The sequence below is a fragment of the Brevibacillus sedimenti genome (assembly GCF_020923495.1).
GTDB lineage: Bacteria > Bacillota > Bacilli > Brevibacillales > Brevibacillaceae > Brevibacillus > Brevibacillus aydinogluensis.
Genome location: NZ_CP064048.1, coordinates 1,287,501 through 1,306,257 on the forward strand (window position 1 = coordinate 1,287,501; position 18,757 = coordinate 1,306,257).

Here is an 18,757-nt window from a genome sequence, read left to right on the forward strand (position 1 = left end):
GTTGGAGTAGGTAAGAGTGAGGAATGAAGGAGAATTTATCATGAAAAAAATTCTGATCTTTTCTGCTTCCATCGGCAACGGTCATAATCAGGCAGCTCGGGCAATGCAGGAAAGTCTGGCCGAGAAGGGTTACACGTCTATGATCATTGATACGTTGGAATACATCAGTCCGACGTTTCACAAGATTTTGCTGGAAAGCTACATGAACCTGCTGCGGCTATCTCCCAAGATGTGGGGACGGATATACCACAATACGGAAAAAATCCGTTTTTTTGATATGAACTTATGGATGAACAAGCTGCTCGCCAACAAGCTGAAAAAGTTGATCAACAGCGTACAGCCTGATGCGTTTATCGCCACACACCCGTTCGCAAGCTGTATGCTGTCCGTTTTGAAAGGGAGAAATGGCTGGCGAGAGCCCATCTACACGATCATTACCGACTATACCATACACCCGTCATGGATCAATCATCACATCAATTATTACTTTATCGCGCATGAACAGTTGTACTATTTGGTGGACATCTACCGGCACGATCATCGGAAGTTCATCCCGCTGGGGATTCCGATCATGCGCAAGTTCCGCCAACCGTTGGACAAGGAGCTCATCCGGCAGAAGCTGCAGATTGCGCCTGGGACGCGCTGCGTCGTCCTTTCCGGAGGCGGTCTGGGACTCGGTTCCATGGAACAGGTTCTGGACGGACTGGAAGCGATCAACCTGCCGCTGAAGACCTTTATCCTCACCGGTACCAACGACAAGCTGTATCGCAAGGTATCCGCACGCACCTACCGACACGAGGTGATGCCGCTGCGGTTTATCAATAACTTTCACGAGTACCTGGAAATCGCCGATCTGATCGTCACCAAATCCGGGGGACTGACGACGGCGGAAGTAATGAGCAAACAGGTGCCGATGATTATTTACAACCCCCTGCCGGGCCAGGAGGAACGAAACAGCCACTTTTTGCTCAACAACGGCTGTGCCGTTCACGCCAACGTGTCCGAGCAGTTGATTTATTTTATCGAGGAATTGCTGCACAATCCGACGAAGGTAGAATACATGAAAAGAATGGCACAAAAAATAGCCAAACCGGATGCTGCAGAACGCATCGCTGATTTCATTCACAACGACATGACAACCCTGTTTGGGGAAGACAAAGAGACAGAGTAACCGGACAGGAACAATGGAGGGAGCCATGAGCATACCGTACGCTGTTTTGTTTGACATGGACGGAACCTTGTTGCAGACGGAGAAGCTGTCGACACCTGCGTTTCAGCGGACGTTTGAACAGCTTCGCGAAAAAGGTCTGTGGGACGGCCCCACCCCTGGCGAGCGGGAATTGGTCAATGTCTTGGGCATGACGATTGAGCAACTCTGGGCAAAATTGCTGCCGGGGGTCAGCGAAGATACCAAACAGATGGCCGATCGGCTGCTTTTGGAAAACGAACTGGCCCTGCTGCGGCAGAACGTCACCGATCTCTACCCGGGTGTCCGCGAAGTGCTTACGAAGCTGCATGCCGAGAACGTGGCCCTGTTTGTCGCCAGCAACGGGCAGGAACAATACATTGAAGCCATCTGCGATCATTACGGGCTGACGCCGCTGTTTACCGACCTGTACTCCGCGGGCCGCTTTCACACGCGTTCCAAACGGGATCTCGTGGCCAAACTGCTGCGTGATTACGATGTGAAACAGGCCGTCATGGTAGGAGACCGGCATTCCGATGTGGAAGCGGGCAAAGCGAACGGCCTGTTTACCGTGGGCTGCGACTTCGGTTTTGCCAAACAGGGGGAACTGGACGGAGCCGATGTGATCATTACCGCATTCTCGCAGCTGCCGGATCACCTGCCGGCCGCGACAACAGTTAACAGCAACCATCCCTAAACCTTCCGTTGGGGATGGTTTCAGCGTGTAGACAAAGTTCGCGGCGCATGGGAGATCGGGCCCGCTCGCTCGCTTGACGCCCAGCGCAGAAGCGGATAAAGTCCGCTCCAAAACGAGACGCGGGCAGGGGACAAACATCTGGGTGTTTCGCGGAAGTGAGACTTGTGTCCCCTGTTGATCCCCGCGTCTTCGTTTTTCCGCTGAGTGGGTCGTCAAAGGAGCTCGCTTGGCCCATCCTGCCATGCGACGGACATTGTCTTTTGCTTCGGTTGATGAATGGGCAGGCCTTCCGGCCTGGAAATCATTTTCTTATGGACGTTTATCCAATGAACGGTTTGTCTTCAGTCTGAAACCATCCCTAAACCTTCCGTTTGGGGATGGCTTTTGTTTTGGTTTCAACGACAGCCATTTTGCCTACACTAGAAACTGTATTCCCCTCTTGCATCCGTGCCATAAAGCCATTATAATCAAAGTCAAAGATAGTCAAAGTCAAGATCAAACAGATCAAACACAGTGGAACAGGAGGCGACGACTTGCGGAACATCTCGGACATTATTGAGCAGCATCTAAAGCGCATCATTCAAGAGAGTCCGAACGGCTCCGTCGAGATACAGCGCAGCGAGCTTGCCGACCTATTTCAGTGTGTGCCGTCACAGATCAATTACGTCATCAACACCCGCTTTACGGTCGAAAAAGGATACATCGTCGAGAGCAAGCGCGGCGGGGGCGGCTACATCCGCATCCGTAAAGTGAAGATCGTCAGCAAAGCCCGGTTGCAGGAGCTGTTGACCGAGGAGCTGATTGGCGAGAGCATCTCTCAGGGAGTGGGTCATGCGATTGTTGACCGCTTGCTGGAGGAAGGGTTGATCAACAACCGGGAAGCGGCTTTGATGAAAATCGCCACCTCGCGCAATGTGCTGACGGTGGAGGCGGAAATCCGCGACCGACTGCGGGCCAACATATTAAAACAGATGATAGCTGCCATTTTGCTGCGGTAGGGACTTTCACCAAGCCAACCCGGACCGGTTAGGAGGGACGATCTGATGAACTGTGAAGAATGCGGGAAACGACCGGCGACGCTGCATCTGACCAAAATCGTCAACGGCAAAAAAACGGAATATCATATCTGTGAGCACTGTGCTCAGGAAAAAGGGGATGTCTTTGCCGGTTTTCACAACTTCAGCATCAACAATCTCCTTTCGGGGCTGTTGCACTTTGATCCAATGACCAAAAAATCGCAGGAACCGGTACAGAAGCCGCTGCGCTGCGAAACCTGCGGGCTCACCTACGCCCAATTCAGCAAAAGCGGCCGGTTCGGTTGCAGCGACTGCTACACGTTTTTGGGCGACCGGTTGGATCCGCTCTTTCGCCGGATTCACGGCAATACCCAGCATATAGGGAAAGTGCCGGAGCGAACTGGCGGTCAACTCAAGCTGCGCAAAGAGCTGGAACAGCTAAAAAGCACGCTGCAGCACTACATCGCCAGCGAAGAGTTTGAAAAGGCGGCCGAAATTCGCGACCGCATCCGGGCGCTGGAACAAAAAATCGCGCAATCGTAAGCAGGGGGAGGTGAGGCGGATATGTCCCAACAGAAGTTCATGCAAAACCCGTGGAGCAACTGGATGAAAGGGGAGGGACCCGATTCCGACATCGTCATCAGCACGCGGCTGCGCATTGCCCGCAACCTGCGGCAGCATCCGTTCCCGCTGCTCGCCACCGATTCCCAGGCGGAAGAGGTCGTGAGGAAAGTGGCGGAGGTGAGCAGAAGCGAAGCGATGAAAAGCCGATACCCGGTGCAGCTGCTCCAGATGGACCAGCTGAGCCCGCTGGAGAAACGCGTGCTGGTAGAAAAACACCTGATCAGTCCCCACCTTGCCGAAGAATCCCGCAAAGGGGCTGTCCTGCTCAGCGAGGATGAATCCGTCAGCATCATGGTAAACGAGGAGGACCACATCCGCATTCAGGTGCTGCTGCCCGGCTTTCAGTTGAATGAAGCATGGGAGGTCGGCACCAAGATTGACGACGTGTTTGAAACGCAGCTGACGTACGCGTTTGACGAGAAGCGGGGGTATCTGACGAGCTGTCCGACCAACGTCGGCACCGGCATCCGCGCCTCGGTCATGCTGCATCTGCCAGCCCTGGTGATGACCCAGCAGATCAATCGCATTTTGCAGGCGATCAATCAGGTAGGACTGGTCGTCCGGGGCATCTACGGCGAAGGCAGTGAAGCGCTGGGCAACCTGTTCCAGCTGTCCAATCAGGTGACGCTGGGGATGTCGGAAGCGGACATCTTGTCCAACTTGTACAGTGTCGCCCGGCAAATTATCGAACAGGAGCGCGTTGCCCGCCGCTATCTGATGGAGCACTCCCGCGTCGACCTGGAGGATCGTATCTACCGTTCCTACGGTATTTTGCGGTACGCGCGAACGATGGAATCAAAGGAAGCGTCACAGCGCCTCTCCGACGTTCGACTGGGCCTTGATCTGGGCCTGATCAAAAACGTGTCGCACCAGTTGTTGAATGAGCTGCTGGTGACGACGCAGCCCGGGTTCCTGCAGCATCGCGCCGGGCAGAAACTGACGCCGGAACAACGGGACGAACGGCGGGCCCGGCTGATTCGGGAGCGCCTCTCCGCCCACTGAGAACACAGGCAGTTGAGCAACAGCATTACAAATTGGCTTTTCCCATAGAGAGAACATACTGGTTGGAGGTGTACGCGATATGATGTTTGGACGTTTTACCGAACGAGCTCAAAAAGTGTTGGCGCTGGCGTTGGAGGAAGCCGTCCGCCTGGGTCACAAGGACATCGGCACAGAGCACGTGCTTCTCGGGCTGATCAGGGAAGGCGAAGGCATCGCCGCCAAGGCATTGCAATCGCTGGGACTTGGTCTCGACAAGATTCAAAGCGAAGTGGAGTCGCTGATCGGCCGCGGCACGGAACAAAACGGAGGCAACTACACGCCCAACTACACCCCCCGTGCCAAAAAGGTCATTGAACTGTCCATGGACGAAGCACGCAAGCTGGGTCACACCTACGTCGGTACGGAGCACATCCTGCTCGGTCTGATCCGTGAAGGGGAGGGGATCGCCGCGCGGATCATGAACAACCTGGGCGTCAGCCTGAACAAAGCCCGTCAGCAAGTGCTGCAGCTTTTGGGCAGCTCTGAAATGATGAACGCCCATCAGGCGTCCGGCGGCAATCCGTCGGCCAACACGCCAACCTTGGACAGCCTGGCCCGCGACTTGACGGCGATTGCCCGCGAAGGCGGCCTGGACCCGGTGATCGGCCGGCAGAAGGAGATTGAGCGCGTGATCCAGGTGCTCAGCCGACGGACGAAGAACAACCCCGTGCTGATCGGGGAGCCCGGCGTTGGGAAAACGGCGATCGCCGAAGGCCTGGCGCAAAAGATTGTGAACAACGAAATTCCCGAGACGCTGCGCGACAAGCGCGTCATGACCCTGGACATGGGCACCGTGGTGGCGGGTACCAAGTACCGCGGTGAATTTGAAGACCGGTTGAAAAAGATCATGGATGAAATCCGCCAGGCGGGCAACATCATCCTGTTCATCGACGAGCTGCACACCCTGATCGGGGCAGGCGGTGCAGAAGGCGCGATTGACGCGTCCAACATCCTCAAGCCGGCGTTGGCCCGCGGTGAACTGCAGTGCGTCGGTGCGACCACGCTGGACGAATACCGCAAATACATCGAAAAAGACGCGGCCCTGGAGCGCCGTTTCCAACCGATTCAAGTGGATGAACCGACCGTGGAGGATGCGATCAAGATCCTGCACGGGCTGCGCGACCGCTACGAAGCGCACCACCGCGTCAAGATCACGGACGAGGCGATCGAACAGGCGGTGAAGCTGTCTGACCGCTACATTACCGACCGCTTCCTGCCGGACAAGGCGATCGACCTGATCGACGAGGCGGCGTCCAAAGTGCGTCTGCAATCCTTTACCGTGCCGCCGAATCTGAAAGAGCTGGAAAGCCGCCTGGAAGAGGTGCGCAAGGAAAAGGATGCAGCTGTCCAATCCCAGGAGTTTGAAGAAGCGGCTGCGCTGCGCGACCAGGAGCAGAAGCTGCGCGAAGAGCTGGAGAAGACGAAAAAAGATTGGAAAGAGCGTCAGGGCAAGCTGAACATGGAAGTGACGCCGGAGGACATCGCTCATGTGGTGGCCAACTGGACCGGCATCCCCGTGGTCAAATTGAAGGAAGAAGAGACGGAGCGCCTGCTGAAGATGGAGGAGATTTTGCACGACCGCGTCATCGGCCAGGACGAAGCGGTCAAGTCCATCTCCCGTGCGATCCGCCGCGCCCGCGCCGGTCTGAAGGACCCGAAACGGCCGATCGGTTCGTTTATTTTCCTTGGCCCGACCGGTGTCGGGAAAACGGAATTGGCTCGCGCGGTGGCGGAAGCCCTGTTCGGCGACGAAGACGCGATGATCCGCATCGACATGTCCGAGTACATGGAGAAGCATTCGACCGCCCGTCTTGTCGGCGCGCCTCCGGGATACATCGGCTACGACGAAGGCGGCCAGCTCACCGAAAAAGTGCGCCGCAGACCGTACTCGGTCATCCTGCTGGATGAGATCGAAAAAGCGCACCCGGATGTCTTCAACATCCTGCTGCAAGTGCTGGATGACGGCCGTCTGACCGACTCCAAGGGGCGCACGGTGGACTTCCGCAACACGGTGGTGATCATGACCTCCAACGTGGGCGCCAACATGATCAAGAAAAACACGACGCTCGGCTTCACCACCGGCGATACCGAGAAAAAGTATCAGGACATGAAAGACAAAGTGATGGACGAGTTGAAGAGAAGCTTCCGTCCGGAATTCCTGAACCGGATCGACGAAGTGATCGTCTTCCACTCGCTGGAGCAGGAGCACATCGAGCAAATCGTCACCCTGATGACGGAAGAACTGCGCAAGCGCCTGAGAGAACAAGAGATCGATTTCCAACTGACCGATGCGGCCAAGAAAGTGCTGGCCAAAGAGGGCTTCGATCCGGCGTACGGCGCCCGCCCGCTCCGCCGCGCCATCCAGCGTCACATCGAGGACAAATTGTCCGAAGAACTGCTGAAGGGCACCATCCACAAAGGCGACACGGTCACCATCGACGCAGAAGACGACAAACTGGTCGTGAAGCGGTTGGAAAAGACCACGTCGTAATTCAATAAGGAAAGAATGCCTCCAAAACAGGAGGTATTCTTTTTTTGTGCACCCATGTATGATAAACATGTATAGGAGAATTCCCAAATGAGGTACGGTAATGTCAAAGTATAAAACGAAATACGCGTGTCAAGAATGTGGCTATGAATCGCCCAAATGGATGGGCAAATGCCCGGGTTGCAACAAGTGGAACACGATGGTCGAAGAAGTGGCGGTCAAATCGTCTCACCGGTACGAGCTGACGGTTGGCAGGCAGCGTACGGAAGCCATGCCGCTGACGCAGGTGGCGAGCGAGGAAGAACCGCGGATGGATACGAGGCTCGGCGAATTGAACCGCGTATTGGGCGGCGGACTTGTTCCCGGGTCGCTGATTCTTGTCGGCGGGGATCCCGGGATTGGCAAATCAACCCTGCTGCTGCAGACGTCGTTTGCGCTCGCCCATCAGGGGTTAAAAGTACTGTACGTCTCCGGCGAGGAGTCGGCGAAGCAGATCAAGCTGCGGGCCGACCGCCTCGGGATGAATACTCCGCCCATGTACGTGTTGGCGGAAAACGACTTGGAACTGATCGAACAGCATATTAATCATATAGATCCGCATGTGTTGATTATTGACTCGATACAAACCGTGTTTCACCCCGCCGTTCAGTCTGCGGCGGGCAGCGTGGCGCAGGTGCGGGAGGCGACTGCCCAGCTGATGCGCATTGCCAAGGGCAAGGGCATCGCCACCTTCATCGTCGGCCACGTGACCAAGGAAGGTTCCATCGCCGGCCCCCGCATGCTGGAGCACATGGTGGATGCCGTGCTTTACTTTGAAGGGGAGCGGCACAACACCTTCCGCATCTTGCGGGCGGTGAAAAACCGCTTTGGCTCCACCAACGAGATCGGGATTTTTGAGATGAAAGATCGTGGCTTGGCAGAAGTGGGCAATCCGTCGGAAATCTTTCTCGCGGAACGGCCCATCGGCGTCGCTGGTTCCACGGTGGTGGCCAGCATGGAAGGGACGCGGCCGGTGCTGGTGGAACTGCAGGCGCTGGTGGCCCCCACCAGCTTTGTAACACCCCGCCGGATGGCGACCGGGGTGGATCATCAGCGCGTGGCCATGATTATGGCTGTGCTGGAAAAGCGCATGGGACTGATGCTGCAAAACCAGGATGCGTACGTCAACGTGGCTGGCGGCGTGCGGCTGGATGAGCCGGCCGTCGACTTGGCGATTGCCGTCAGCATCGCCAGCAGCTTCCGCGATCAGCCGACCAATCCACATGACGTCGTCATCGGTGAAGTGGGGCTGACGGGCGAAGTGCGCGGCGTTTCCCGGATCGAACAGCGGGTCAGGGAAGCCCACAAGCTGGGGTTCAAGCGGGTGATCATTCCGGAAAAGAACATCCGCGGCTTGGAAGTCCCGACCGGCATAGACGTAATCGGCATCAGCAACATAGCCGATGCTTTGGACGAGGTGCTAAGGGGGTAAAGGCAACCTATGTTCGAGACAAATAAAAGAGAACCGCAGTTCAGCGATGTATTGCGCCTCGTCGCTCCCGGCACGCCGCTTCGCGAGGGGCTGGAAAACGTGCTGCGTGCGAAAACGGGCGGCCTGATCGTCGTCGGATACGGTCCGGAGATGAAAGGCATCGTGGACGGGGGCTTTTCCATTAATAGTGACTTCACGCCCGCTCATTTGTATGAATTGGCCAAGATGGATGGGGCGATCATAGTTAGTGAAGACGCCAAGCGAATTTTGTTCGCCAACGCCCAGTTGATTCCCCCGCCTCCATCCCTTCGAGCGAGACGGGAACGCGGCATCGTACGGCGCAGCGGACGGCCATTCAGACGAATCACCTGGTCATCGCCATCTCCCAACGGCGTAACGTGATCACGCTGTATCAAGGCCATTTCCGCTACGTCTTGAACGAAATCAGCGTAATTTTGGCCAAGGCAAATCAGGCCCTTTCCACGCTGGAAAAGTACAAGGCCGTACTGGATCAGTCGCTGACCAACCTGGGCGCAATGGAGTTTGAAGAATTGGTGACGCTGCACGAAGTCACCTCTGTTTTGCAGCGGATCGAGATGGTTTTACGCATCAAGGCGGAAATTACCAAGTATATTTATGAATTGGGGACGGAAGGGCGGCTTGTCAGCATGCAGGTGGATGAGCTGGTCGCCAATATCGAAGAGGAAGCCCGCATGCTTGTTCGCGATTACTGCCGCGATCCCAACCTGTCACCGGAACAAGCGCTCAGGGACATGAAGAAATTAAGCGGCGATGAAATGTTGGAAATCAGTTCATTTTTGCGAATCCTTGGCTATCCCAGCAGCACCAGCATGCTGGAGGAGTCGGTGTCGCCGCGCGGGTACCGCATTCTCAACAAGATTCCCCGCCTGCCGATGACGATCATCACAAACCTGGTGGATCATTTTCACAATCTGCCGCGGATCATGATGGCCACCATTGAGGAGCTGGACGAGGTGGACGGCATCGGCGAAGTGAGGGCGCGGGCGATCAAGGATGGGTTAAAGCGGATCCAGGAGCAGGTGTTCATTGACAGGCATATTTAAGGTAGAATAGGATACAGGCAGGCATGATTGCATTGAACTTTGCCAAGGGGACTTGCCGGCAATGGACAGACGTTTCGTGTCTCCTTTGCGAACCAAACCAGGAGGTAGTCTATGTTCGTGAAATCGTTGCCGAACATGCTAACCATAAGTAACTTGTTTTTGGGAATCGTCGCCATCATTCTCGCGTTTCAGGGCGACCAGTACGTGGAATACGCGGCGATTACCGTCATCGTCGGGATGCTGATGGACGGATTGGATGGACGGGTGGCCCGCATGCTGAACGTGCAGAGCGAGTTTGGCAAGGAGCTGGATTCCCTTTCCGACGTCATTACGTTCGGGGTAGCCCCGGCGTTTATCATGTATGTGGTAGCATTGCAGGATTTGCACCTGTTCGGCATTATCGTGACGGCCATCTTCCCGATTTGCGGGGCACTCAGGCTGGCGCGCTTCAACGTCCAGGCAGGCGTGCCCGGCTACTTCGTCGGTCTGCCAATCACGGCTGCGGGCGGGGTGCTGGCGACGCTGGCCCTGTACCACCAGGTGTTCAACGTGGCGATGCTGGCAGCTGGCATGCTGCTGCTGGCCTTTTTGATGGTGTCCACCATCAAGTATCCAAACTTCAAAAAGGTGGGCATTCCGAAATCCGCGTATTGGATCACGCCGATCATTGTGGCGATTGTCGTGGTCGTGGCGATCAAGTATCCGCAGCAGTTTCCCAAAATCGTCTTCCTGCCGCTTGCCATTTACGCCCTGTACGGAATAAAAAAAAACGTTGACCTGTTGGTGAAAAAACTGCGTAAGAAAAAGGAAAACGAAGAAGAGTCGCTGCCATTTGAATAACGCCTCGCGGACGCATCCCGGTTTGTTTGGATGCAGACCGTCCAGCTTGTCTTGTCGAATTTTCGGTAAGACTGCCGAAAAAAACCCGCTCGCAAAAGCGGGTTTTTTTGTTGAAGTTGCAACTTTTCTTTGCGTACAATCGTAATACAAATTGGGAGTCTATGACAGATTGAATACCCCGAGGGTATTGAGACGCTCCGACTCCTGCCGGATGACGTCTTCCAGCCTGATGTCGGTAATGTTGCAAAGCGCGGTGAGGTAGAAGAGGTTTTTGCCAAGCTCTGCCGTCAGCACGTCGCGGCAATGCTCGCACAAGGGGCCGGTAAAATGAGTGTCCAAGAGCGATTTGTTTTCCTGCAAACTTTTACCGGGATCATAAGACTGCTTCCTGGCAACCACTTCGACACAGCCGCATTCGGTGATGGCTTTGGTCAGTGAACGGTTGATGCGGGCCGCTGTTTCCTGAATTTTGGACATGACGTCCAGCACGCTGCGGTGTCTGAGCAGCAGCTCCGAGACCTGCGTTTGAAAGTCGTCCACGTTTCGATGGTCCATATGGGTCACCTCTGCTTCAGGCTGTTGATATCGTCAGAATTTTTCATTCAATTTGCTACTGTCATTATAAGAAGGGAATCTGTCCCCTGTCAAATTGGGAACGGAGGAAAACGGGCGTTCTCCATTGACGGAAATTTAACATGTATGTTAAAATTTTTGGCTATTTGACACTGCGATTTTATCTTTGATATAGTGGGGGATAAGTGAAGACATGAAATGTGTGAGCCATGTTGAGGAAGCAGGGTTTTTCCTGCGGACTTCTGTCTATATTAATAAGAGGAGGTGAAGGCATGGTTCGCCGATTGGGAAAAACTTTTTTTGTGCTGGTCGGGGGCGGCCTGGGTTACAAATTTGGTCCCGACCTGTTTGATTTGCTGGATACGCTGCTCAATTTTGGTGACGTGCATTACAAGAGTTATATCGGAGCCGTTTTAGGCGCCGTGATATTCTTCTTCCTCGCCAACTGGCTGGTCGATTACACGCTGCGCATCGTCCGCTGGGGGAAGAGACGCTGATCAAGCTGCCGATTGTGGATGTCATGTTTGGTGCGATGGGGTTGATTATTGGTCTAATTGTTGCCTTTTTATTATTCCTTCCCATCAGCAACATCCCGATTCCGGTAATAGGTGATCTGCTGCCGCTGATGGTGTCGTGTCTGCTCGGATACCTGGGCTTCCAGGTGGGCTTCCGGAAGCGTGACGAGATCATGTCCGTCTTTTCCATCGGGCGCAGGGATAAAGGCAAAAAGGAAAACAATGGTGCACCATCCAACGTGGAGTACAAGATTTTGGACACCAGCGTGATTATCGACGGGCGGATTGCCGACATCTGCCGGACGGGTTTTTTGGAAGGTGTGCTGGTGATTCCCGGTTTCGTGCTGGAAGAACTGCAGCACATTGCTGACTCGTCTGACGTGTTAAAGCGCAACCGCGGCCGCCGCGGACTGGATATCCTGAACAAGATTCAGAAAGAAATGAAGGTCAAGGTGCAGATCTACGAAGGAGACTTTGAAGAGGTCTCCGAAGTGGACAGCAAGCTGATCAAGCTGGCGAAGGTGATGAACGGCAAAGTCGTCACCAACGATTTCAACCTGAACAAGGTGTGCGAACTGCAGGGCGTGTCGGTGCTGAACATCAACGATCTGGCCAATGCGGTCAAACCGGTGGTTCTCCCCGGAGAAGAGCTGACCGTCCAGGTGATCAAGGACGGCAAGGAGCATGGCCAAGGGGTGGCGTACCTGGACGACGGCACGATGATCGTCGTCGAAGGAGGACGCGACTACATCGGCAATGACGTTGACGTGCTGGTCACCAGCGTGCTGCAAACCTCGGCGGGGCGAATGATCTTCGCCAAGCCCAAGCTGTTGGAAAAAGCATTGTAGAGACTGGAGAGGAATGGGGACGTGAACACGGGAGTCGTGATAGTCGCAGCTGGTTCCGGCAAGCGAATGGGAGCAGAGCGCAACAAAGTGTGGCTGCCATTGGGCGGCGAGCCGATTTTGGCCCACACCGTTCGCCTGTTTGCCAATCACCCGGAGATCGGCGAAGTGGTTCTGGTGGTCAGCGAGCGCGACCACGCCGATGTGCTCGCCTGGCTCCGACGGGAGAAGTTGAAGCTGACCGTCGCGCTGGGCGGTGCCGAACGGCAGGACAGCGTGCGCAGCGGGTTGGCCGCCCTTTCCCCAGACTGCTCGTATGTACTCGTGCACGATGCCGCCCGTCCTTTCGTGACCAGGGAACAGATCAGCGAGTTGATTCGGCGGGTCCAGCGGGAGCAGGCGACGATCATGGCTGTTCCTGTGAAGGATACCATTAAAGTGATCGGGGCGAACGGCACAGTCCAATTGACCCCGGCACGCGAGAGCTTGTGGGCGGTGCAAACCCCACAAGCTTTTCGTGTTTCCTTGTTGCGGGAGGCGCATCAGGCGGCACTTGGAGCGGGCAAAACGGGAACGGACGACGCCATGCTGGTGGAGTGGCTGGGTCATCCCGTCACTGTCATGATGGGGAGTTATGAAAACATCAAGATCACCACGCCGGACGATTTGTGGCTGGGCGAGGAGATTTTGCGCAGAAGAAAGGGAGAGCAGCGATGAGAATTGGACAGGGATTTGACGTGCATCAACTGGTGGAAGGACGCCCCTGCATTATCGGTGGTGTGACCATTCCCTACGAAAAAGGGCTGTTGGGCCACTCTGACGCCGATGTGCTGCTGCACGCGATCACCGACGCTCTGCTCGGGGCGATCGGCGAAGGGGACATCGGCCGCCATTTTCCCGATCACGATCCGGCGTTCAAGGACGCGGACAGCGTCAAACTGATGGAACACGTCTGGAAGCTGGTTAAAGAGCGGGGATACCGCCTGGGCAACGTGGACGCCACCATTATCGCCCAGGCGCCGAAAATGGCGCCGTATATTCCGCAGATGCGGGAAATCATTGCCCGCGTGCTGGAAGCGGACGAGCTGTCCCAGGTAAATGTAAAGGCAACCACCACCGAAAAGCTGGGCTTTACCGGCCGCGGAGAGGGAATTGCTGCCCAGGCCGTCTGCTTGCTTGTCAAGCAGCGGGCAGAGGTGTAAGATAAGAGCTTAGAAACGAAAAAGTCAGTGATGCAGACCCGGAAACATGGGCAACGCAGTCCAGCCCTGTTTCCGCCTTTTTTACACCTTCAAGGAATAGGATGGTGCTTCTCATGGCGAAAAAAATCCGTACGCGATACGCTCCCAGTCCGACGGGGCATCTACATATCGGCGGCGCGCGCACGGCGCTGTTCAACTATTTGTTTGCCAAGCATATGGGGGGCGAGTTCATCGTCCGCATCGAGGATACCGACCAAACACGCAACGTGGAAAACGCTGACGAAGAACAGATGAAAAATCTCAAATGGCTCGGCATCCAGTGGGATGAAGGTGCCGACATCGGCGGGCCGTACGGGCCGTACCGGCAGATGGACCGCCTGGACATCTACCGCAAATACATCGATCAACTGCTGGCCGAGGGCAAGGCGTACTACTGCTACGCGACCAAGGAAGAACTGGACGCGGAGCGGGAAGAGCAGATTGCCCGCGGCGAGACTCCGCGGATCTCGGAAAAACACCGCAACGTAACGCCGGAACAGCGGGAGCAGTACGAGCGGGAAGGCCGCGTTCCGTCTGTTCACTTCAAGGTTCCGGACGACAAGGTGTACGTCGTCAACGACCTGATTCGCGGACAGGTGACGTTTGAAACCAAAGAGATGGGCGATTTCGTCATCTGTCGACCGGACGGCATTCCCACTTACAACTTTGCGGTCGTGATCGACGACCATTTGATGGAGATCAGCCACGTCATCCGCGGCGAGGAGCACTTGTCCAACACTCCGCGCCAGTTGATGATTTACGAAGCGTTGGGCTGGGAGCCGCCGCAGTTCGCGCACCTGGCGCTGATTCTCAACCAGGAAGGCAAAAAGATGTCGAAGCGCGACGAGAGCATTATCCAGTTTATCGAACAGTACCGTGAACTGGGCTTTTTGCCGGAAGCGATCGTCAACTTCATGGTGCTGCTCGGATGGTCGCCGGGCGGGGAGGAAGAGATCTTCGCCATGGAGGACATCATCAAGCTGTTCTCCCTGGACCGCGTCAGCAAGTCGCCGGCGGTTTTCGACACGGCCAAGATGAACTGGATGAACAACTACTACCTGAAGCGGCAGCCGCTTGATCTCATCACCGACATGTGCATTCCGCACCTGCAAAAGGCAGGGTTTATCGAGGAGACGCTGTCCGAAGAGAAGCGGGCATGGGTGCGCGAGATCGTCGCTCTCTATCAGGAGCAGATGTCCTACTGTGCGCAGATCGTGCCGCTGGCGGCGCTTTTCTTCCTCGACGAAGTGGTGTACGATGAAGAAGCGAAGGCGGTATTGAAGGAACCGCAATTGCCTGAGGTGCTGGAATCGTTTGTCAAACACCTGTCGGCACTGAACGAATATAATACGGATACGATCAAAGCAGTGCTGAAAGAGGTGCAAAAAGAAACGGGCCACAAAGGCAAGGCCCTGTTCATGCCGGTGCGCGTGGCGTCTACCGGTCAGGCCCACGGGCGCGATCTGGCTGTGACGCTCTACCTGTTGGGCAAAGACAAGGTGCTGGAACGCGTCAAACGCGTCCTGACGCACGGTGAATGATGAAATTATAAATATATAAGGAAAGACAAATGCGAGGAACAGGAGAAGTACAGCAGCCTCCACGTCTCCAGAGAGGATGGGCAGGTGGGAGCCATCCGGCGTGCGCTGTTTGGAAATGCACCTGGGAGCAGTGACCTGAACCCTCGTCCTTATGGGCGCGAAAGTAGGGCAGACGGTACCCCGCCGTTACCGGGAGATGAGCGAGATCGTCAGCACGGCCACTAGGCGCCGTTTCCGGGACGGTCTAAGCAGAGTGGAACCGCGGTTAACACCGTCTCTGCCTCCTTCGTACGCGAAGGCGGCCGGGGCGGTTTTTCTTTTTCCAACTTCCAACGAAAGCAATCTGGCAGGAGGTGTCATCCTATGTTCAGACAGATGCGAGACGACATTCAAGCGGTATTCGAGCGGGACCCGGCGGCCCGCAGCACGTTGGAGGTGGTCTTGACCTACTCCGGACTGCACGCCATTTGGGGTCACCGGATTGCGCACAAACTGTGGAAGGCCGGATGGTGTACGCTGGCCCGGATCGTTTCCCAGTTTGTCCGGTTTATGACCGGCATCGAGATTCACCCGGGAGCGAAGATCGGCAGACGGCTGTTCATCGACCACGGGATGGGCGTTGTCATTGGCGAGACCTGTGAAATCGGCGACAACGTCACCATCTACCAGGGTGTGACGCTGGGCGGCACGGGCAAGGAAAAAGGCAAGCGCCATCCCACCGTTGGCAACAATGTGATTATCGCCACCGGCGCAAAAGTGCTCGGATCGTTCAAGATCGGCGACAACTCCAAAATCGGGGCGGGAGCCGTCGTGCTGCAGGAGGTGCCGCCCAACTCCACCGTGGTTGGAATCAAGGCTCGCATCGTCATTCAGGACGGCAAGCGCGTCTCGTACGACCTGGATCATGTCAATCTGCCCGACCCGCTGGCTGACACGATTCGGCAAATGCAGCGGGAAATCGAGCAGCTTCGCAACGAAGTGAACGCATTAAGGGAGGAAGCGAAAAGCAATGAGCATACAGTTTACTAATACCCTGACCCGGCGAAAGGAACCGTTCGTTCCGCTTGAGCCGGGCAAGGTGAAGATGTACGTATGCGGACCGACCGTGTACAACTACATTCACATCGGCAACGCCCGCCCGGCGATCGTATTTGATACCCTGCGCCGGTATTTGCAGTACCGCGGATACCAGGTCACGTTTGTGCAGAACATTACGGATGTGGACGACAAGCTGATCCGCGTCGCCAACGAGGAGGGCACGACTGTCAAGGAAGTGGCCGACCGTTACATGGCGGCCTACAACGAAGACCTGCGCGCTCTCAACGTGCTGCCGCCCGACATTCAGCCGCGCGTGATGCAGACGATTCCCGAAATCATCCGTTTTATCGAGGGACTGATCGAGAAAGGCTATGCGTATGAAAGCGAAGGGGACGTCTATTTCCGCACCGGCCGCTTCAGCGAATACGGCAAGCTCTCCCACCAGCCGCTGGACGATTTGCAGGCGGGTGCCCGCGTGGAAGTAAACGAGAAGAAGGAAAACCCGCTGGACTTCGCGCTGTGGAAAGCGGCCAAGCCGGGTGAGATCAGCTGGGAAAGTCCGTGGGGTCAAGGACGTCCGGGCTGGCACATCGAGTGCTCCGCGATGGCGCTCAAATTCCTCGGCGAACAGATCGACATTCACGCCGGCGGGTCCGACCTGGTGTTTCCCCATCACGAAAACGAAATTGCCCAGTCGGAATGCTACACCGGCAAAGTATTTGCCCGTTACTGGCTGCACAACGGCATGCTGAACATCAACAACGAAAAGATGTCCAAGTCTCTCGGCAATTTCCTTCTGGCGCGGGAACTGATCGAGCGATACGGCGGGCAGTTGATCCGCTTTTTCATGCTGCTGGGCCACTACCGCAACCCGATCAATTTCAGCGACGATTTGCTGGAACAGGCGGCCAACGGTTTGGACCGGATCAAGACCGCCTACGCCAACCTGCTGCACCGGCTGGAGACAGCACGCCCGGAGGAGCCCAACGGCCAGGCTGAGGAGCAGGCCCGGATCATCAGCAACCTGCGGGAGCGGTTTATCACCGAGATGGACGACGATCTGAACACGGCCAACGCCATTACCGTGCTGTTTGACGTGGTGAAGGAAGCCAACCTGTACATGCGCAACCAAAACGTCGGTCAGCAGGAGATTGCGGCATATCGCGACCTGCTGCTGGAGCTGACCGGTGTGCTGGGACTGAAGCTGGAGCAGGAGCAGGAACTCCTGGACAGCGAAGTGGAGGCGCTCATCGCTGAGCGGACGGAAGCGCGCAAATCACGCAATTTTGCCCGCGCGGACGAGATTCGCGACCTGCTGGCTGCAAAGGGAATCATTCTGGAAGACACCCCGCAGGGCGTTCGTTGGCGCCGCAAGTAAAGGGCCGGTGACACGATGCAGAAAGAAGAACTGTCCCGAGACCCCAACATGTTAAACCCGCTGGTACTGGCCTTTTTGGGCGACGCCACCTACGCCCACTGCGTCCGCTACCATTTGATCGCCAAGGGGCTGGTGAAGCCGCACCAGCTCCACAAGGCGGCCAACCGGTACGTGTCGGCCAGAGCGCAGGCCGCCATCCTGCACGCCCTGCTGCCGTCCCTGTCGGAGGAAGAACTGGCAGTGGTGAGGCGCGGACGCAACGCCAAGTCCGGTTCCAGCGCGAAAAACGCCGATATCATTGACTACCGGCATGCTACTGCGTTTGAAGCCCTGATCGGGTACCTGTACCTGTGCGGAAGAGAAGAGCGGGTCGCTGAACTCGTACAGCAGGCCTTTGCGATTGTGGAAGGAGCATCTGAACATGAGTGAAGAGTGGATTGTCGGGAAAAACCCGGTCATTGAAGCGCTGCGGTCGGGGCGCGCCATCAACAAGATCTGGATCGCCGAAGGGACGAACAAAAACCTGATGGGGCCGATTTTCTCCCTGGCCAGAGAGCAGGGTGTCGTCGTCACCACGGCCAATCGCAAAAAACTGGATCAGCTCAGCGGCACCGACAACCATCAGGGCGTGATCGCGTCGGTGGCTGCTTACGACTACGTCGAGGTGGAGGACATTCTCCGGAGGGCGGAGGAGCGAAACGAACCGCCGTTTTTGCTCCTGCTGGACGAGCTGGAGGACCCGCACAACCTGGGCTCGATCATGCGGACGGCCGATGCGGTCGGGGCACACGGCATCATCATTCCCAAGCGGCGTTCCGTTGGGCTGACGGCGACTGTGGCCAAAGCGTCTGCGGGGGCCATCAACTACGTGCCCGTCGCCCGGGTGACCAACATGGTTCGGACCATGGAAGAGCTGAAACAGCGGGGCGTCTGGATTGCCGGAACGGATGCGAGTGCCAAGCAGGACTTCCGCGAGGGCGATTACACCATGCCCCTGGCCGTGGTCATTGGCAGTGAGGGCAAAGGCATGAGCCGCCTGGTCAGGGAGAACTGTGATTTTCTCTACCGTCTGCCCATGGCGGGAAACGTCACCTCGCTCAACGCCTCTGTCGCTGCCGCCCTGCTGATGTACGAAGTCTACCGCGCCAGGAGTCCGCTGCCGGCACGGGTGAAGTAAG

The 18,757-nt window shown here is 56.4% G+C and carries 16 protein-coding genes, 2 pseudogenes and 1 other annotated feature; of the genes and pseudogenes, 17 read left to right on the forward strand and 1 reads right to left on the reverse strand.

The annotated features are described in order from the left end of the window. Positions 1 to 40 precede the first annotated feature (40 nt). From IRT44_RS06170 to pssA, 9 genes and pseudogenes are all read left to right on the forward strand, one after another. The gene (locus tag IRT44_RS06170) at positions 41 to 1,171 is read left to right on the forward strand and encodes an MGDG synthase family glycosyltransferase (protein WP_171567130.1); all 1,131 of its coding nucleotides are present in this window, start codon (positions 41 to 43) and stop codon (positions 1,169 to 1,171) included. Positions 1,172 to 1,196: 25 nt separating this feature from the next. After that, positions 1,197 to 1,883 (forward strand): HAD-IA family hydrolase, encoded by a 687-nt coding sequence (locus IRT44_RS06175; RefSeq protein WP_171567131.1) that lies wholly within the window; start codon positions 1,197 to 1,199, stop codon positions 1,881 to 1,883. Positions 1,884 to 2,416: 533 nt separating this feature from the next. Beyond that, entirely contained in the window at positions 2,417 to 2,881 is a 465-nt protein-coding gene (locus IRT44_RS06180) for a CtsR family transcriptional regulator (RefSeq protein WP_230077635.1), read from the forward strand. Between the two features lie 45 nt (positions 2,882 to 2,926). Continuing rightward, the gene (locus IRT44_RS06185; RefSeq protein WP_171567133.1) at positions 2,927 to 3,442 is read left to right on the forward strand and encodes a protein-arginine kinase activator protein McsA; all 516 of its coding nucleotides are present in this window, start codon (positions 2,927 to 2,929) and stop codon (positions 3,440 to 3,442) included. Positions 3,443 to 3,463: 21 nt separating this feature from the next. Further along, the gene (locus IRT44_RS06190) at positions 3,464 to 4,525 is read left to right on the forward strand and encodes a protein-arginine kinase McsB (RefSeq protein WP_171567134.1); all 1,062 of its coding nucleotides are present in this window, start codon (positions 3,464 to 3,466) and stop codon (positions 4,523 to 4,525) included. A gap of 79 nt (positions 4,526 to 4,604) precedes the next feature. Continuing rightward, on the forward strand, positions 4,605 to 7,055 hold the full coding sequence (locus IRT44_RS06195; protein ID WP_171567135.1) for an ATP-dependent Clp protease ATP-binding subunit: 2,451 nt from the start codon (positions 4,605 to 4,607) through the stop codon (positions 7,053 to 7,055). Positions 7,056 to 7,155: 100 nt separating this feature from the next. Continuing rightward, positions 7,156 to 8,523: a DNA repair protein RadA gene (radA, locus tag IRT44_RS06200; RefSeq protein ID WP_171567136.1), complete on the forward strand. Its 1,368-nt coding sequence runs from the start codon at positions 7,156 to 7,158 to the stop codon at positions 8,521 to 8,523. A 9-nt stretch (positions 8,524 to 8,532) separates the two neighbouring features. Then, positions 8,533 to 9,608 (forward strand): annotated as a pseudogene (disA, locus tag IRT44_RS06205) (DNA integrity scanning diadenylate cyclase DisA). 111 nt (positions 9,609 to 9,719) lie between these two features. Beyond that, complete coding sequence (gene pssA / locus IRT44_RS06210) at positions 9,720 to 10,448, forward strand: CDP-diacylglycerol--serine O-phosphatidyltransferase (protein ID WP_171567138.1); 729 nt, start codon at positions 9,720 to 9,722, stop codon at positions 10,446 to 10,448. Positions 10,449 to 10,607: 159 nt separating this feature from the next. On the opposite strand, the gene IRT44_RS06215 is transcribed toward pssA, so the two are convergent. Next, the gene (locus IRT44_RS06215) at positions 10,608 to 11,003 is read right to left on the reverse strand and encodes a nucleoside triphosphate pyrophosphohydrolase family protein (protein WP_171567139.1); all 396 of its coding nucleotides are present in this window, start codon (positions 11,001 to 11,003) and stop codon (positions 10,608 to 10,610) included. A gap of 290 nt (positions 11,004 to 11,293) precedes the next feature. Here IRT44_RS06215 and IRT44_RS06220 point away from each other — a divergent pair. From IRT44_RS06220 to rlmB, 8 genes and pseudogenes are all read left to right on the forward strand, one after another. Beyond that, a pseudogene (locus IRT44_RS06220) lies at positions 11,294 to 12,384 on the forward strand (PIN/TRAM domain-containing protein). 21 nt (positions 12,385 to 12,405) lie between these two features. Next, positions 12,406 to 13,098, forward strand: coding sequence for a 2-C-methyl-D-erythritol 4-phosphate cytidylyltransferase (gene ispD / locus IRT44_RS06225; protein WP_230077636.1), 693 nt, complete (start codon positions 12,406 to 12,408; stop codon positions 13,096 to 13,098). Continuing rightward, the gene (ispF, locus tag IRT44_RS06230; protein ID WP_212133372.1) at positions 13,095 to 13,583 is read left to right on the forward strand and encodes a 2-C-methyl-D-erythritol 2,4-cyclodiphosphate synthase; all 489 of its coding nucleotides are present in this window, start codon (positions 13,095 to 13,097) and stop codon (positions 13,581 to 13,583) included. The genes ispD and ispF overlap by 4 nt, the downstream gene beginning before the upstream one ends. Positions 13,584 to 13,696: 113 nt before the next feature. After that, complete coding sequence (gene gltX, locus IRT44_RS06235) at positions 13,697 to 15,163, forward strand: glutamate--tRNA ligase (protein ID WP_171567143.1); 1,467 nt, start codon at positions 13,697 to 13,699, stop codon at positions 15,161 to 15,163. A gap of 25 nt (positions 15,164 to 15,188) precedes the next feature. Beyond that, positions 15,189 to 15,445: a binding site (T-box leader), on the forward strand. A gap of 81 nt (positions 15,446 to 15,526) precedes the next feature. Then, positions 15,527 to 16,192, forward strand: a complete 666-nt coding sequence (gene cysE, locus IRT44_RS06240) for a serine O-acetyltransferase (RefSeq protein ID WP_171567144.1) — start codon at positions 15,527 to 15,529, stop codon at positions 16,190 to 16,192. After that, entirely contained in the window at positions 16,173 to 17,579 is a 1,407-nt protein-coding gene (gene cysS, locus IRT44_RS06245) for a cysteine--tRNA ligase (protein ID WP_212133370.1), read from the forward strand. Before cysE ends, cysS begins: the two co-directional genes overlap by 20 nt. A gap of 15 nt (positions 17,580 to 17,594) precedes the next feature. Continuing rightward, positions 17,595 to 18,008: a Mini-ribonuclease 3 gene (locus IRT44_RS06250; RefSeq protein WP_212133368.1), complete on the forward strand. Its 414-nt coding sequence runs from the start codon at positions 17,595 to 17,597 to the stop codon at positions 18,006 to 18,008. After that, on the forward strand, positions 18,001 to 18,756 hold the full coding sequence (gene rlmB / locus IRT44_RS06255; RefSeq protein WP_171567147.1) for a 23S rRNA (guanosine(2251)-2'-O)-methyltransferase RlmB: 756 nt from the start codon (positions 18,001 to 18,003) through the stop codon (positions 18,754 to 18,756). The genes IRT44_RS06250 and rlmB overlap by 8 nt, the downstream gene beginning before the upstream one ends. The last annotated feature ends 1 nt before the right edge of the window (position 18,757 follow it).

Excerpts from the sequence above, each read along its gene's own strand:
- gltX (WP_171567143.1), top strand. The coding sequence starts at position 13,697 with ATGGCGAAAAAAATCCGTACGCGATACGCTCCCAGTCCGACGGGGCAT.
- cysE (WP_171567144.1), top strand. The coding sequence starts at position 15,527 with ATGTTCAGACAGATGCGAGACGACATTCAAGCGGTATTCGAGCGGGAC.
- IRT44_RS06215 (WP_171567139.1), bottom strand. The coding sequence starts at position 11,003 with ATGGACCATCGAAACGTGGACGACTTTCAAACGCAGGTCTCGGAGCTG.
- cysS (WP_212133370.1), top strand. The coding sequence starts at position 16,173 with ATGAGCATACAGTTTACTAATACCCTGACCCGGCGAAAGGAACCGTTC.
- IRT44_RS06170 (WP_171567130.1), top strand. The coding sequence starts at position 41 with ATGAAAAAAATTCTGATCTTTTCTGCTTCCATCGGCAACGGTCATAAT.
- pssA (WP_171567138.1), top strand. The coding sequence starts at position 9,720 with ATGTTCGTGAAATCGTTGCCGAACATGCTAACCATAAGTAACTTGTTT.
- IRT44_RS06195 (WP_171567135.1), top strand. The coding sequence starts at position 4,605 with ATGATGTTTGGACGTTTTACCGAACGAGCTCAAAAAGTGTTGGCGCTG.
- IRT44_RS06190 (WP_171567134.1), top strand. The coding sequence starts at position 3,464 with ATGTCCCAACAGAAGTTCATGCAAAACCCGTGGAGCAACTGGATGAAA.
- IRT44_RS06175 (WP_171567131.1), top strand. The coding sequence starts at position 1,197 with ATGAGCATACCGTACGCTGTTTTGTTTGACATGGACGGAACCTTGTTG.
- radA (WP_171567136.1), top strand. The coding sequence starts at position 7,156 with ATGTCAAAGTATAAAACGAAATACGCGTGTCAAGAATGTGGCTATGAA.
- rlmB (WP_171567147.1), top strand. The coding sequence starts at position 18,001 with ATGAGTGAAGAGTGGATTGTCGGGAAAAACCCGGTCATTGAAGCGCTG.
- ispF (WP_212133372.1), top strand. The coding sequence starts at position 13,095 with ATGAGAATTGGACAGGGATTTGACGTGCATCAACTGGTGGAAGGACGC.
- IRT44_RS06250 (WP_212133368.1), top strand. The coding sequence starts at position 17,595 with ATGCAGAAAGAAGAACTGTCCCGAGACCCCAACATGTTAAACCCGCTG.
- IRT44_RS06185 (WP_171567133.1), top strand. The coding sequence starts at position 2,927 with ATGAACTGTGAAGAATGCGGGAAACGACCGGCGACGCTGCATCTGACC.